This is a genomic window from Sneathiella glossodoripedis JCM 23214 (assembly GCF_000616095.1).
In the GTDB taxonomy this organism is placed as follows: domain Bacteria; phylum Pseudomonadota; class Alphaproteobacteria; order Sneathiellales; family Sneathiellaceae; genus Sneathiella; species Sneathiella glossodoripedis.
In genome coordinates, this window is sequence record NZ_BAMS01000007.1 from 92289 (window position 1) to 106809 (window position 14521).

Annotated in this window: 15 protein-coding genes; 6 read left to right on the forward strand and 9 right to left on the reverse strand. The window is 48.8% G+C overall.

The features are described from left to right. The first annotated feature begins 17 nt into the window (after positions 1-17). From JCM23214_RS17725 to JCM23214_RS17735, 3 genes are all read left to right on the forward strand, one after another. The gene (locus tag JCM23214_RS17725; protein WP_025900108.1) at positions 18-518 is read left to right on the forward strand and encodes a TRAP transporter small permease subunit; all 501 of its coding nucleotides are present in this window, start codon (positions 18-20) and stop codon (positions 516-518) included. Beyond that, positions 518-2068: a TRAP transporter large permease gene (locus JCM23214_RS17730; RefSeq protein WP_025900109.1), complete on the forward strand. Its 1551-nt coding sequence runs from the start codon at positions 518-520 to the stop codon at positions 2066-2068. Before JCM23214_RS17725 ends, JCM23214_RS17730 begins: the two co-directional genes overlap by 1 nt. Positions 2069-2164: 96 nt before the next feature. Further along, the gene (locus JCM23214_RS17735) at positions 2165-3364 is read left to right on the forward strand and encodes a CaiB/BaiF CoA transferase family protein (protein WP_025900110.1); all 1200 of its coding nucleotides are present in this window, start codon (positions 2165-2167) and stop codon (positions 3362-3364) included. Positions 3365-3373: 9 nt separating this feature from the next. Here JCM23214_RS17735 and JCM23214_RS17740 read toward each other — a convergent pair whose 3' ends face one another. Next, positions 3374-4369 (reverse strand): nickel/cobalt transporter, encoded by a 996-nt coding sequence (locus tag JCM23214_RS17740; protein ID WP_025900111.1) that lies wholly within the window; start codon positions 4367-4369, stop codon positions 3374-3376. Continuing rightward, the gene (locus JCM23214_RS22910; RefSeq protein WP_025900112.1) at positions 4360-5010 is read right to left on the reverse strand and encodes a DUF1007 family protein; all 651 of its coding nucleotides are present in this window, start codon (positions 5008-5010) and stop codon (positions 4360-4362) included. The genes JCM23214_RS17740 and JCM23214_RS22910 overlap by 10 nt, the downstream gene beginning before the upstream one ends. Before the next feature lie 158 nt (positions 5011-5168). On the opposite strand from JCM23214_RS22910, the gene JCM23214_RS17755 reads away from it, so the two are divergent. Continuing rightward, on the forward strand, positions 5169-5696 hold the full coding sequence (locus JCM23214_RS17755; protein ID WP_037493986.1) for a SixA phosphatase family protein: 528 nt from the start codon (positions 5169-5171) through the stop codon (positions 5694-5696). A gap of 91 nt (positions 5697-5787) precedes the next feature. Further along, positions 5788-6162: a methylglyoxal synthase gene (locus JCM23214_RS17760; protein ID WP_025900114.1), complete on the forward strand. Its 375-nt coding sequence runs from the start codon at positions 5788-5790 to the stop codon at positions 6160-6162. Between the two features lie 47 nt (positions 6163-6209). On the opposite strand, the gene JCM23214_RS17765 is transcribed toward JCM23214_RS17760, so the two are convergent. From JCM23214_RS17765 to JCM23214_RS17785, 5 genes are all read right to left on the reverse strand, one after another. Then, a complete protein-coding gene (locus JCM23214_RS17765) occupies positions 6210-7583 on the reverse strand; it encodes an aspartate aminotransferase family protein (RefSeq protein WP_025900115.1) in 1374 nt (457 codons plus the stop codon). A gap of 27 nt (positions 7584-7610) precedes the next feature. Then, positions 7611-9107 (reverse strand): NAD-dependent succinate-semialdehyde dehydrogenase, encoded by a 1497-nt coding sequence (locus tag JCM23214_RS17770; RefSeq protein ID WP_025900116.1) that lies wholly within the window; start codon positions 9105-9107, stop codon positions 7611-7613. Positions 9108-9239: 132 nt separating this feature from the next. Then, positions 9240-9719, reverse strand: a complete 480-nt coding sequence (locus tag JCM23214_RS17775; protein ID WP_025900117.1) for an Lrp/AsnC family transcriptional regulator — start codon at positions 9717-9719, stop codon at positions 9240-9242. Next, complete coding sequence (locus JCM23214_RS17780) at positions 9706-10722, reverse strand: cyclodeaminase (protein ID WP_025900118.1); 1017 nt, start codon at positions 10720-10722, stop codon at positions 9706-9708. Before JCM23214_RS17780 ends, JCM23214_RS17775 begins: the two co-directional genes overlap by 14 nt. Before the next feature lie 16 nt (positions 10723-10738). Further along, positions 10739-11752, reverse strand: a complete 1014-nt coding sequence (locus JCM23214_RS17785; protein WP_025900119.1) for a succinylglutamate desuccinylase/aspartoacylase domain-containing protein — start codon at positions 11750-11752, stop codon at positions 10739-10741. A 135-nt stretch (positions 11753-11887) separates the two neighbouring features. On the opposite strand from JCM23214_RS17785, the gene eutB reads away from it, so the two are divergent. Next, positions 11888-12862, forward strand: coding sequence for a hydroxyectoine utilization dehydratase EutB (gene eutB, locus JCM23214_RS21720; protein WP_037493957.1), 975 nt, complete (start codon positions 11888-11890; stop codon positions 12860-12862). An 8-nt stretch (positions 12863-12870) separates the two neighbouring features. On the opposite strand, the gene JCM23214_RS17795 is transcribed toward eutB, so the two are convergent. Together JCM23214_RS17795 and JCM23214_RS17800 are read right to left on the reverse strand one after the other, a co-directional pair. Continuing rightward, the gene (locus tag JCM23214_RS17795) at positions 12871-13215 is read right to left on the reverse strand and encodes a hypothetical protein (protein WP_199899736.1); all 345 of its coding nucleotides are present in this window, start codon (positions 13213-13215) and stop codon (positions 12871-12873) included. Beyond that, positions 13216-14391: a M24 family metallopeptidase gene (locus JCM23214_RS17800; protein WP_025900121.1), complete on the reverse strand. Its 1176-nt coding sequence runs from the start codon at positions 14389-14391 to the stop codon at positions 13216-13218. Positions 14392-14521 lie beyond the last annotated feature (130 nt).

Here is a 14521-nt window from a genome sequence, read left to right on the forward strand (position 1 = left end):
TATGGCTGGACAGTCTTATGATGCTGGTTTCGTCTTTTCTTGATCGAATAAATCAAAGCGTAGGCAACGTAATTCGTTGGACAGCGCTGTTGATGGTGTTGCTACAGTTTGCGATTGTATTGTTGCGTTACGTTTTTGGCGTAAGCTTCATTTTCCTCAATGAAGGCGTTCTGTATTTGCACAGCACTCTGTTCATGCTCGGGGCCGGCTATACGTTTCTTGTGGACGGACATGTCCGCGTCGATATTTTCTACGCGAAATTATCCAAGGCCAGAAAAGCCAAAATTGATATCTTCGGTCACCTTGTATTTCTGCTGCCGGCGATGCTCATTCTTTTGTACTGGACCTGGCCGACAGTGCAAACATCCTGGGCGATTTGGGAGGGACCCATTTCCGTTGGCGGAATACCCGCATCTTTTTTGCTCAAATCATTGATCCCCGGATTTTGCATCCTGATTTTAGTGCAGGGTGTATCAGCTATTGTTAAAGACATGCTTGTGACGAAGGAGGCGAGATAATGCCTCTTCCACTAGATTTACTGATGTTTGCCGCGTTAATTGGCGGTATTTTGCTGGGATATCCAGTCTCCTTTTCTATCGCTGGTGTGGCAACCCTGTTTGCGTTGCTGGGCTGGGGGCTTGGTGCGTTTGACATTTCCCTTATGGGGGCGTTGGGACAGAGGATCTTTGGGTTGCTTACCAATGATGTCCTGATTGCAATTCCTTTATTTGTGTTCATGGGCGTGATACTGGAACGCAGCCGCATCGCAGAGGAACTGCTCGAGACAATGGGGCGTCTCTTTGGTTCGATCCGCGGTGGCCTTGGTGTGTCCGTTGTGCTGGTTGGTGCGCTGCTGGCAGCGTCTACGGGAATTGTCGGGGCAACGGTTGTTGCCATGGGCATGATCGCGCTTCCCACCATGCTTCGAAACGGATATAGCCCCAAGCTGGCCTCAGGCATTGTGTGTACTTCGGGAACCTTAGGTCAGATTATTCCTCCTTCCACACTGCTGATTATTCTGTCAGACGTGATGTCCAATGCTTATCAGCAAGCTCAGTTCGAGCAAGGCAAATTCACGATCGAGACAATTTCTGTTGGCCAGATTTTTGCGGCGGCATTAATGCCCGGTCTGGTTTTGGTCGGTATTTATATTGTCTACCTGTTGGTCAGGGCTTGGCTTATTCCCAGTGACGCACCGGCCATGCGTGAAGAAGTGGTCAAGCCAAGCCTGCTCGAAATTGGAAGCGCAATTTTGCCGCCAGTGGTGTTGATACTAGCGGTATTGGGCTCAATTCTTGGTGGGGTCGCAACACCCAGCGAAGCGGCTTCGGTTGGTGCAATTGGGGCCGTCCTGATGGCGGGTATTCGAAAAGGTGCCTCTGTTCCACTTGTATTGCTTGGTGGACTGTCCCTGATCGCTCTCGCCATCCTGTCGGGTCTCTTACCTATTCGCTTGCAACGGTCGGATATTGGCGGATTTGAAATTGCAATGGCAGGCTTTTACATTCTGCTGTCCGTCGTGGGTACAATTTCAATCGCAGTATCTTTGCGGCAAATATTCAAAGCTGATATTTTGAAAGCTGCTTTGACATCAACGATGACTGTCACTGCAATGATTTTCGCGACAATTTTAACTGCCTCTGTCTTTTCGCTGGTATTTGTTGGCCTCGGCGGTGAAGATCGGCTCGCTGATATCCTGCAATCCATGCCAGGCGGTGCAACCGGCGCCTTGATCTTTTGCATGCTGATCATCTTTATTCTGGGCTTTTTTCTGGATTTCGTGGAGATCACTGTCATCCTGCTGCCCTTGATTGCGCCCGCTCTTATTCTGATGGGGCATGATCCAATGTGGCTCGCTGTTTTGATTGCGATCAATCTGCAAACCTCCTTCCTGACGCCACCCTTCGGGTTCTCATTGTTCTACTTGCGCGGGGCAGCCCCCAAAGAAGTGACAACAGGGCATATCTATCTGGGCGTCATCCCCTTCATTGCGTTGCAGATTGTTGGCGTTATTCTGATCTGGTTCTGGCCTGAGATTGCCGTGTGGCTGCCAGCGAAAATTTACTAATGGAATAAAGCCCGTGAACAGCATCGGGCTTTTTCTCATTTACTCATCAAGCCCACACCGTTAAGCTGCCGCAAAAAAAGAATAAGGATAATAATAATGAGAGCATTAGCAGGTATTCGCGTCCTTGACCTTTCCCGTGTCCTTGCGGGCCCCCTATGTGCACAGACCCTTGGCGATTTGGGAGCTGAGGTGATTAAAATCGAAAATGTTGGTGGGGGTGATGATACGCGCACAATGGGTGCTGCAGTTCATGGAAACGACACCAGTTTTTTTAATTCGGTAAATCGCAACAAGAAAAGTATTGCACTGGATTTAACGACAGAAGAAGGGCAGAAAATTGCCGCTGATCTGGCGGCTGAATGTGATGTTGTCATTGAAAATTTCAAACTTGGCGGTGCGGCAAAGTTCGGCCTCGATTATGAAAGTTTGAAAAAACGCAATGAGAAACTGATTTATTGCTCGATCTCTGGCTATGGCAGGGAAGGGGATTTCAATCACCGTCTGGGTTATGACCTTGTCATTCAGGGGGAGGCAGGCCTGATGTTTGCCAATGGTGATGCCACTCAGGAGCCCCTGCGTTTTGGAATTGCGATTGTCGATCTGGTGACGGGGCATCACGCTGCGCAGGCCTGTCTTGCAGCCCTCTTTGCACGTGAGCGCACCGGCGAAGGACAGGCAATTGACATATGCCTCTTTGATAGTGGTCTTGCGTTGCTGGCCTATCATGCGAATAATTCCCTTTGGCTGGATCAGGAGCCACCAAGGCTTGGCAATTCAAACCCGTATGTTGCGCCTTATGGTTTGTTCAAGGTGTCTGATGGGTATGTCATTCTGGCAATTGCCAATGATGGACAGTTCAGACGTCTGGCGGCAGATGTCCTCGGAGCGGGCGAGCTGAACGAAGACGACCGGTTTAAGACCAATCAGCTACGTGCGAAAAACAAAGATGCCCTGCATGAACTTATGCAACCCTACTTGGATAAACTGACGCGGGCGCAGTTATGTGAGGCCCTTGTCCAGCATAAACTTCCAGGCGGGGAGGTTCGCACTGTACTGGAAGCGCTTCGATCAGCTGAAGCGGCTAGCCGTTCAATGGTTCACACTGTGGCGCATCCACATGCCGGTGATGTCTCCTTGATAGGAAGTCCCTTGCGTCTTTCCAAGTCTGGCGTTGAAGCCGTAAATCGCCCTCCCTCTCTTGGGGAAAACTCTCGTGAAGTACTGACCATGCTTGACTATACCGATGATCAGATTAAAGGCTTGATTGATAAAGGTATTGTTGAAACAAGATCTTAAAGTCGTTAGTTAAAGCAGTGGATGATTTTGTGTGCTGGCACCCAGAAAAAGTGTCAGCCCAAAAACCGCTATGATAAGACCGCCTAAAATGGTGACTCCATAAGATGCATATTTAAGGTAGGGGCTCTCTCCTCCGTGGGCGAGCTTTGCGGCGTATTTACGAAAATATACTGCGACACAGGCCAGAAGGGAGACAGTAATTGCAGTCCCAAGAGATATGGCCAGAACCGAGAGGACGCCGCTCCAGCGGAGTCCCCATGCTTCGGCAAAAATCAGCACCAGCAGTGAGCCAGTGCAGGGGCGGATACCGATTGAGAGAATAATTGAAAGGCTCTCTTTCCAGTTAGCGGTTGAAGAGAGCAACTTGGGATCCGGTGCATGACTGTGACCGCAATCAGCGCATTCCTCATGCCCCGTGTGGTGATGAGTGTGAGCATGGTGATGACCATGAGTATGTCCGCAGTCGTGCTGAGGAGACTCCTGGGCACTCTTATCCTGCACCCTTGATGAGGAAACAATTGACCGCACACCTCGTGTAATTAGCAAGACGCCAACTGCCATAACCAGCAGATAGCTTGCCATCTCGAGTGAGGGAACCGCATCGCTCGCTTGTCGGCGGGTCCAGCCCAGCACATATACTGCACCCAGTATCAAAATAATCGCTGTGATCCCTTGCATAAACGCTGACAGAAACGATAGCGCAATCCCTTTTGGAAGATCAGCCTCATTGCTCAAGAGGTAAGTGCTGATAACCGCTTTTCCGTGTCCCGGACCCGCTGCGTGAAAAACCCCGTAAAGAAAGCTGAGGGTAATCATTCCCCCCATCGCGATCAGACCTTCATTTTTCACATTTCTAAGCACCTGCGCCAGTTCTCGGTGATACAGGCTCTGTTGAGATTGAACATAGATGGCAAACTGATCCAGTAATCCTGAAGTGCTTACAAAAGCGGCAAGCATAAAGAGGGTTAGAAATATACCGCTCAATAAAATTAGGTTTAATCGCATGTAATATGGACCCACTCAGCAAAATAGTCACCCAGGCTGAAGTCGACATTTTCACCCTTGTCCATATTGGCCGCCAGCACGCTCATATCCTCCGGTGGAGAGGGGGGAATGAGCTCCGCAGTGCATTTGTCACTAGGCGCATGAGCGAGCGAAATCGCTGGTTCCTTATTGTGGTGTAAAATTTCGATGTAATATGTGGGATCATTTACCGCATAGGAAATGGCCTTGCCCGATGGGTTCACCGGCTTTTCCAGCATAACATCAAATTCCATCCACAGGCGGTTTTCAACCACACCGGTCGTAAATTGGTCAACGGGTTTTAGTGGCGCCTTCTTATCGCTTATCCTGACCTTAGTGAAATAATCGAATTCACTCAGGTTTTTAAGGTTCCCTGTCGCCAGTAATTGCAGAGCGTCCTCGCGCGGGGTGCCATCATCATTTTTTGGAATTTCGGACAGCACAAACGCTGAATAGAAGTCACCGAAAAGCCAATGAAGCCGTAATCCTGTCAGCCGCCCCTGATCATCAAAGAGTGGGGCTGATTTAAGGTCTACCCATGCATGCGGATGAGACTGCGCAAGTGAACTGGAAAATAGAATGAAAATGATCACTAAGGGTGAAAATAGCGCTTTAATGGACATTGTTGCTCCTGCGTCGCGACACTCAACTATCTTTATGGCATTCAAATTGGGCAAGCAAGTGACGGCTGCAAGAAAATTATCATCTGTTGGTCTGGAAATTGTAATGCTTCATTCTTAACTTGCTAGATCAACAGGCAATTTCACTGATGAAGGGCAAGATGACCAAAATATTGACGCTGATGCGCCACGCCAAATCCAGTTGGGAAGACTATTCTCAAAGCGATCTGGATCGACCACTTGCACCTCGTGGCAAGAAAGCGGCTCCCAAAATGGGACAGTATTTATATGAAAATTCTTTGTCACCGGATCTGGTTATTTGTTCGCCGGCTCAACGAACACGTGAAACCCTCTCTCGCCTTCAGACAGCTTTTCCAGACCCATTGCCTGTAAAGTACGACAAGATGGTTTATTCAGCCGGAATGGGCCATGGGTTAATTCCGCTGCTGCATAATATGTCTGATGAGTTGCAGCATATCATGATCTTGGGACATAACCCCGCAATGCAGGAGCTGTCGCTGGCTCTGATCTCTTGGACAGATGATCAGGAGGAGACACGACAAAAAATCCTGCGGAAATTTTCTACTGGCGCCATCACAAGTATGCAGTTCGAAGGTGACAGTTGGTCGGCGGTTAATTTGGGTAAGGGGAGGCTGTCGCATTTTGCCTCACCAAAGCAGTTGGCATAAGGGCCGGGCATATAAATGTGTCTCAATTGATTACCCATTTTGAAAATTGAGATACACTGGCAAATATCGATCCCGCAAAAAGAGATTAAAAGTGAAAAAACAACTGAATATTGGTCTGGTTGCACATGACGCCATGAAGGAAAAATTGGCAGATTGGGCAAAAGCTCATGCAGACAAGCTCGAACGTCATAATCTGTTTGGAACAGGTACAACGTCATCTGTGTTGATGAAATCGGTGCCGGGTTTAAAAATTACTGCCCTGAAATCAGGTCCCTTGGGGGGCGATCAGCAGTTGGGCGCTATGATATGTGATGGAAAACTCGATATGCTGGTTTTTTTCCAGGATGTAATGACTTCCCAGCCGCATGACGTGGATGTAAAGGCGCTTATTCGCATGTCTACACTCTACGACATACCCATTGCCTGTAATATGGCGACAGCCGAAATAATCGCAGACAGATTGTAAAAATATGCTGTCCCGGAGTGTAATTCTCCGGGACATTTACTCTGCGCTTACGCACCCAAGACTTCATTTACCGCATCAGCAGTGGCTTCTACTACGATCTTTGCTTCGTCTTTGGTGATGCAAAGCGGCGGAGCAAATCCCAAAATGTCACCCTGTGGCATTGCGCGGGAAATGACACCTCTCTTTAGCAGGGCAGCGGCCAGTTTGGCGCCAGTGCCAAGTGAGGGGTCGAAGAATTTTCGATTTGCCGGATCTTCTGCAAATTCGACCGCGATGAGTAATCCTTCGCCTCTAACCTCCGCCACATTTTTATGGGCGCCAAGCGCTTCACTCATCAGAGCCTTCATGAAGCGCCCGGTTTTCTGAGCGTTTTCCACAAGATTCAACTCATCAACCAGTTTCAGATTTGCAACCCCTGCCGCGGCTCCGATAGGATGAGCTGAATAAGTCCAGCCATGCCCAATAGGTCCGTTCTCATCGGTTCCGCGCATTAAAACGTCCCACATCCTGTCGCTGACAATGGAACCTGAAAGCGGTGCATAGGCAGACGTTAAACCTTTGGCAATTGTTATCAGGTCAGGTTTCAGACCATAGTGATCGCTTCCCATCATGCTGCCTAACCGCCCAAATCCGGTGACGACTTCATCAGCAATCAACAGGATATCATATTTGTTCAGAACGTCCTGTATGGCGGACCAGTATCCTGCTGGCGGTGGAACCAATCCACCTGTTCCAAGTGCTGGTTCACCAATAAAAGCGGCAATCGTATCCGGCCCTTCTTTCAGAATAAGCGCTTCAAGTTTTTCCGCGCAATCTGCGGAAAACTCTTCCTCACTCATGCTCTCATCCGCGCGACGTAAATAATAGGGGGCCTGCGTGTGAATAACCTGTTCCAAAGGCAGATCAAATTTTTTGTGAAACAGCTCCAAACCGGTAAGTGACCCGGTCATCAGTCCAGAACCATGATATCCGCGCCAACGGGATATGATTTTTTTCTTGTTCGGCCGCCCGAGTATGTTGTTGTAATACCAAACCAGCTTGATGTTGGTTTCATTCGCGTCTGATCCGGAAAGACCAAAATACACTTTGCTCATATGGTTGGGAGCTCTGTCCAAAATCATTTTTGCAAGCGTGATGGATGCTTCGGTTCCATGCCCGACATAGGAATGATAGTATGCAAGCTCCTTGGCTTGCTCTGCAATGGCGTCTGAAATTTCACTTCGGCCATAACCGACATTCACACAATAAAGCCCCGCAAATGCATCCAGAAGCTCTGTGTCATCGCGATCGCGGATATAAACTCCTTTACCACCTGTCACAATGCGATTGGCAAGGTCCCCGCGCGCAAATTGCCCAAGATGTGTAGATGGATGGAAAAAATTCTCCCTGTCCCATTTATCCAGTTGATCATTTGTCAGCATTTTAAATCCTTGTATTCTCTATTTGGGTTAAGCCACTTCGTAGTCGCGGCACACATATTTTATTTCTGTAAACTCTTCCAATCCCTGTCTGGCGCCTTCACGGCCAAGTCCGGATTGTTTGACACCTCCAAACGGGATGGGGGCGCCTGTAACTTTGGTTCTATTGATTGCCACCATGCCAAACTGAAGCGCCCGTGATGTTCTGTAAATTCGGCGGGGATTTTTCGTGTGAACATAAGCAATTAGGCCATATTCAGTCGCGTTCGCCCGCTGCGTAACGTCTTCTTCATGGTCAAATGGTGTTATTGCCGCGATTGGGCCAAAGGTTTCTTCATGGAGTATCGCAGCGTCATCCGGTACCTCCAGAAGTACCGTTGGTTCAAAAAACAGAGAGCCAGGTGCCAGGCGTTTTCCGCCCAACGCCAATCTGGCACCTTTGGATACGGCGTCCTCAATTTGCGCCTCCTGCTTTTGCACTGCCCGTTCATGGATTAACGGACCTATATCTGGGTCATCGGGCCCGGCGCCGACACGCAATTTCGATGTTGCTTCAATAAATAGGTTGCAGAATTCTTCATATATGGGCCGGGCAATGTAAAACCTATTGGCGGCAAGACAATCCTGACCGGATGTCGCGAACTTGGCGGAGATTGCGCAATCTACTGCAGTTTTTAAATTTGCATCATCAAACACAATAAAGGGTGCGTGCCCTCCAAGTTCCATCACCAGCCGCTTAATGCTGGGCGCGCATTGACTGTATAAAAGCCTTCCGATTTCAGTTGATCCTGTAAAGGATAAAACACGGACCCGTGTGTCTTCTGTCCATGGACCAACTATGTCTGGCGCATGTCCTGTAACCACATTGAAAACCCCTTTTGGAAATCCGGCTCTATCAGCTAATTCTGCCAAGGCAATAGCCGAATAAGGTGTCTCCTGTGATGGATGAACAACGACAGTACATCCAGCCGCGAGCGCTGCCGCCGCTTTTCTCGTTATCATCGCGGAAGGAAAATTCCAAGGGGTGACGAGTGCGGCCACTCCGGCAGGCTCTCTCCAAAGTTCAATTTCAGCCCCTTTCAGGTGGGAAGTCACACTTTCAATGTTGGGTCTTTTGGCTTCTTCACCGTAAAACTCAATAAAGTCTGCCCCATAATCAATTTCTCCGCGGCATTCCGAAAGCGGTTTTCCCTGCTCAAATGACATAATTTGCGCCAGGTCTTCTTTGTGCTCTTGGATAAGATCGTTCCAACGCCTTAAAAAAACTGATCTTTCCTGCGGCAACAAGGATGCCCAGTCATCAAAAGCAGATTGGGCGGCCGCAATACTTTCAAGGCTTTCTGCACGGCCAAGCGCTGCAATATATCCAATGAGACCTTTGTTCGCCGGGTTGAAAACCTCAATGACTTGCCCGTTGTCGGAATTCCGCCATTCCCCGTTTATATAGGAAAACTGCTTAAACAGGGACGGGGCAGAAAGCGTTACTGCTTCCGTTTGGGGTGCATCGTGAAATTTAGGCTGTTGCATACGGACCTCCAAAGCACTGAAACTTGAGACAGTTTAGTAACTCTGCTGGAGAGGGTGTGTTTGAACTCCTGTCCGTTTACAGAAGAAAATTTTCTAATTTACCATTTGGACAGAGGAAACTTCTAATCGCCGTTAAATGTCCAATTGATCCGGTACTGGGGGAGAGGGGGTGTCTTTTACGGCTTTGGTGACAACGTAACTGTAATAACGTCTAAGTCCGATCCTGTCATTTAGCATTCTGTCAACCAGTCGCTGGTAAGTATCGACATCCTTGGTCATGAATTTCAGGAAATAGTCAACACCCCCGCCAACGGCCCAGCATTCGACGATTTCTGGAATATCCTGAACGGCTTTTTCAAAGGTTTCAAAGTCTTCGCTTCGATGGCTTTCCAACTCCGCTTGCATAAGAATAATTTCAATGGGGCCGAAACTGTGCAGGGAAATTTTCGCTTCATATGCTTCAATAATGCCTTCTGCCTCTAGTCGTTTCAGCCTTTCCCAGCACGGGGTTGGCGATAACGCAATTTTCTCGGCGAGTGCAGCCTTCGTAATTCGCCCTTCCTTTTGCAGGATGGAAAGAATTTTTAAATCGCGATCGTCAAGCTTGATCAAGTTTATCTCCTGCTGTGTTAATGACAGTGCCCAGTCTGTTGTCTTCAGCCACACTTAGCGCATAGGAAGCGATCGCGGTATCCTGTGCTCCTGTCCCGGTCAAATCGCAGATGGTAATCTGATTGTCATCGGTGCGGCCTTCATGGGGTGAGCAAATAATATTGCCCAAATCTTTTATGTTTAAATCTGAGCTCATTTGAGCCGGATCAACCCACTGCAGCTCGCCCAAAAGTTCACATTGAGACTTGCTATCCACAACATACAGGTCGCTTTGCATCAGCGCATCAGTCTCCAACTCATGTTTGCCTGCCTGATCCGATCCCATCGCTGTGATATGCAAACCAGGATGTATCCACTCGGCTTTGAATATGGGGTGCTCTGCAGGGGTTGTTGTGATGACCAATTGACTTTGTGCCACTGATGTCGCTGGATTACCGCTTGCTGTTACATTGATTTTAAGTTCTCTCGACAGTTGGACCGCAAGCTTTGCAGCTTTGCTCCTATCTCTTGCACAAATAAAGGCTGTGTCCAGGTTGGTAACCGAATGGGCGGCGCGAAGCTGCATCATGGCTTGTGTGCCTGCACCGAATATGGTTGCCGTTGTTGTATTGGTAGGGGCCAGATATTTGGCCGCAATGCCACCTGCGGCGCCAGTTCTTATATTTGTAAGATATCCATTATCCAATAACACGGCTTTGGCGAGCCCAGTACGCGCATCGAGAACTGTCATTAGGCCATTAAGGCTGTTCAGTCCAATCATCGGATTATTAAAGAAACCGGGGCTTACTTTGATTGCAATACCTTCAAACCCTTTGATGTAAGCTGTTTTAATATCAATCTCAGCGTTGTTTTCTGGCATCGCCATGGAAAGAACCGGAGGCATGGTAACCTCTTGCCGGAAGAGTGAGACAAATGCTTTTTCGATGACCTCAATCACTGCAGGATCAAGAGGCACTATCTGTCGCAGTTCGCTTTCCGTTAAAATCGTTACCGTTTTTTCCAATTATCTCTCCGCTGTTTCAGGAAAAAAGAGTTGTCTCCGCTCCCATGACGGCCAGACAATCTCCGCGTTTGATAAGACCAGACAGATGACGGTGGATCACTATTCCATCGCAGGGTGCTGTGTAGACTTTTGGCGCTTCTGTTGGCGCATCGATGTCATAGATGAAGGCCAGTTCCTCTCCTTTTTTCAACTTGGCGCCAAGCTCGCATGCAAACTCAAACAGGCCATCCTGCTCTGCAACCACATAGGCGTTCGATGGTGTTGTTAAAAAACGGGTTTGCGACTTTTTCTTAAAACTGGCGTTTAAAATTCCCATATGAGCGAGGCAGCTGCGAATTCCTTCATCTGCAATTAACTGTGTTTCCGGGGTTGAAAAGCCCCCGCCGCCCAACTCGGTGGAGATGAATATTTTTCCAAGCGCCTCTACAGCGGTATCAAGCAGTCCCACACTATCGAGCTCTTCAAGAACAAGGCAATTGGGGGCAGCAAAGGCTTTTGCAGCAGCGATTGTTTTTTGCATCTGCTTTGGATCATCCAGTTGGTGGATCACACTTGTGGGCAGGAAGCTCATTAAGCTGCCACCAGAATGCACATCGATGACGATATTTGCCATGGGGAGTAGAAAACGGTACACAAAGTCGGCGATCATCTGGGTGATGGATCCATTAGGATCACCGGGGAAGGATCGGTTCATATTACCCCCATCCAAAGGGGAGAGCCGCTTGCCAGCCTTGACCGCGGGATAGTTTAGGGCGGGAAGGATAATGATCTGACCATTAATTGTAGTCGGGTCGAGTTCCTGTATCAGCTTCACAAGGGAGAGGATGCCTTCATATTCGTCCCCATGATTACCGCCAGTTAAAAGTGCTACTGGCCCATCTGCTGCCTTAAAGCTGGAAATTGGCACCATGAGGGATCCCCAAGGTGACTCATCGCGTGAGTGAGGGATTATCAGATGACCGTGATGTGCACCCGAAGCGGAAAGATCAATCGTACATCTAATTTTACTGGGGGGTTTTGTTTCGGTCATGATTTTGCCAATATGCAGTGATGTATACAAATATAGCCATATTACCCAATATTCCGGAATTTAAAGCGGGTCAATCCCGATTTTTCGAATTCGTTGTACACATCTAATTGTACACAACTAAAGGAAAGGCCGTAAATGTTATCACTGCAGAAAATTCTGCAAGCTCGACCAACTGTTTCAAAGGTTGCAGTTAAAACTCCCTTGGCGCTGTCACGATCGCTGTCAGGCGCTGATCGCGAGGTACGCCTGAAGCTGGAGACCATACAGCCGACGGGTTCATTTAAAATTCGCGGGGCAATGAACGCGATCTCAAATCTGTCAGATGCAGAGCGACAGGCCGGAGTGGTGTGCGCGTCAACCGGGAACCATGGACGCGCAATTGCCTTTGCCGCACAGCAACTGGGGGCAAAAGCAACAATCTGTATGTCAGAACTTGTGCCGCAAAATAAAGTAGATGCCATTCGGGAAATTGGTGCAGATGTTGTTATTGTAGGCCGCAGTCAGGACGATGCGCAACGGGAAGTGAACAGGCTGGTTCAGGAAAAAGGGATGAGTGAAATACCCCCTTTCGACCATGAGGATGTGATCGCGGGGCAGGGAACAATTGGGCTCGAGATTGTGGAAGACTGGCCGGAAGTAGATACTATTATTGTGCCCTTGTCCGGTGGCGGTCTTGTGGGAGGCATTGCGTTGGCGGCTAAATCAGTGTCCTTTGATATCAAGGTTATTGGGGTCAGTATGAAGCGCGGCGCTGCGATGGCCGAAAGTTTAAAGAGAGGTCGCCCGATTGAGGTCGAAGAGCAGCCATCCTTGGCTGACTCGCTAGGTGGCGGTATAGGTCTTCACAATGAATTGACATTCCAGCTAGCGCAGGAATTGGTTGACGATGTGATCCTGCTGGATGAAAAGCAGATTGCTTCCGGGATGCAGCATATGTACCACAATGAGGGGCTTGTGACAGAAGGGGCCGCGGCTGTTGCGGTACCTGTGATTACGGAGCAGCTATCGCCCAGACTTGGCAAGAATGTTGCCTTTGTCGTCTCCGGCTGCAACGTGGATATGCAGATGTTCGAGAAGGTTATCGCAGGGGAGCTTCCCTATGGTTCGTGACGGGTCTATTAAAATCCGTCCTGCGCAGTTACGCTGATCAAGGCAAAGAACACAATGGGGACCAATGCCAGTGCGGTGAGGATGAAGGCGGGATAGCCAAATGCGTAAATCGCCAGTATCCAAGCCATTAAAATATTTGCAAAAAATAGAATCTTGCTAATGTCCGAACCCGTTTGAGCATCTTTAATGAGCCAACCTAAAACGGGGATATGGCGCAACAGCGCGACTGCAAATTCCATCAGATTACCTTTCCATCCATCCGATAAACCTGTGAACAGATATAGAAATCTGCGGACTGCTCGGCAATAGACGGTGCGGCGACATATCGCCGCATTCGTCACTGCACCATTCACTTACTTGACGAAAAGCTCCCTTGGAACATTGGCAAGACATTCACCGCCATTTTCGGTGACGATAATGCTCTCGGTCATTTCAAATCCCCAGTCATCGAACCAGAGGCCGGGCATGAAATGAAAGGTCATGCCTTCCTGAAGGGGGGTGTCGTCCTCTGCGCGCAAACTCATTGTTCTCTCCCCCCAGTCCGGCGGATAGCTGAGGCCGATGGGATAGCCGCACCGATTGTCTTTTTCATACCCGTGCTTTTTGAGGGTATCAAAAAAAGTGGTCGCTACTTCACCGCAGGTCATTCCGGGCCTGAAGGTGACCAGTGTTTTTTCAATGCAATCCTGAATGGTTCCTTCAACACGGCGGTATTGCTCCGTCGGTTTCCCAAAATAGAGGGTACGCGATACCGGGCAATGATAGCGGTGATAGGCGCCCGCGATTTCCATGAACATGCCGCTGTCCGCTTCAAGAAGGCCGTCATCCCAGGTCATGTGGCTGGCCGCTGCTTCAGGGCCACTACCGATCAGAGGCACGATTGCCGTGTAATCCCCATAAAATTCCTCGGTTCCTTTGATGGAAGCATGATAGATTTCTGCGACCAGATCGTTTTTGCGCATACCCGGCTCTGCCACATCCAGAATACGTTCATAGGTTTTTTCGATCACGCGCGCGGCGCGGCGCATATATTCGATTTCTGTTTCTGACTTTATGGCCCGTTGCCAGTTTACAAGGCCCGTCGCCTCTTCAAAAGTGGCGTTCGGCAAGTGTTTTGTGAGCGACTGCATAGCTTTAGCGCTGAAATAATAGTTGTCGATTTCAATGCCAATACGTGCCGCGCCAAACCCTTTTTCTATCAGTACTCCGGATAGATAATCCATTGGATGAGCTTTGGGGTTTTGCACGTAAAAATCTGGATAGGCGATGATATTTTCTGCAGTCAAGCTTGTGGTCAGGCGGGCGCCCGCGGCGTCAATTCCCCGGCCAAACCAGTATAAATCACCATTTTCAGTTAAAATGACACATTGGTGCACGTAAAAGGACCAGCCATCATATCCGGTGAGCCATCCCATGTTGGAAGGGTCCGAAACAATCAATACATCCATGCCATGTTCAGCCATTGAATTCAGCGTTTTCTCTCTGCGCTGGAGGAATTCTTCTGCTGTAAAGCGTATGCGTTTGCTCATGTTTGGTAATCCTTCAGAAAGCTAAAAAAACGCTGGCCTGCAAGACGACAGCATTTTAGGCGGACCCAATTATGTTGTACACAACACTCTTTTTTCGTTGTGTACAACCTTTCATTAATTATGCGAATTT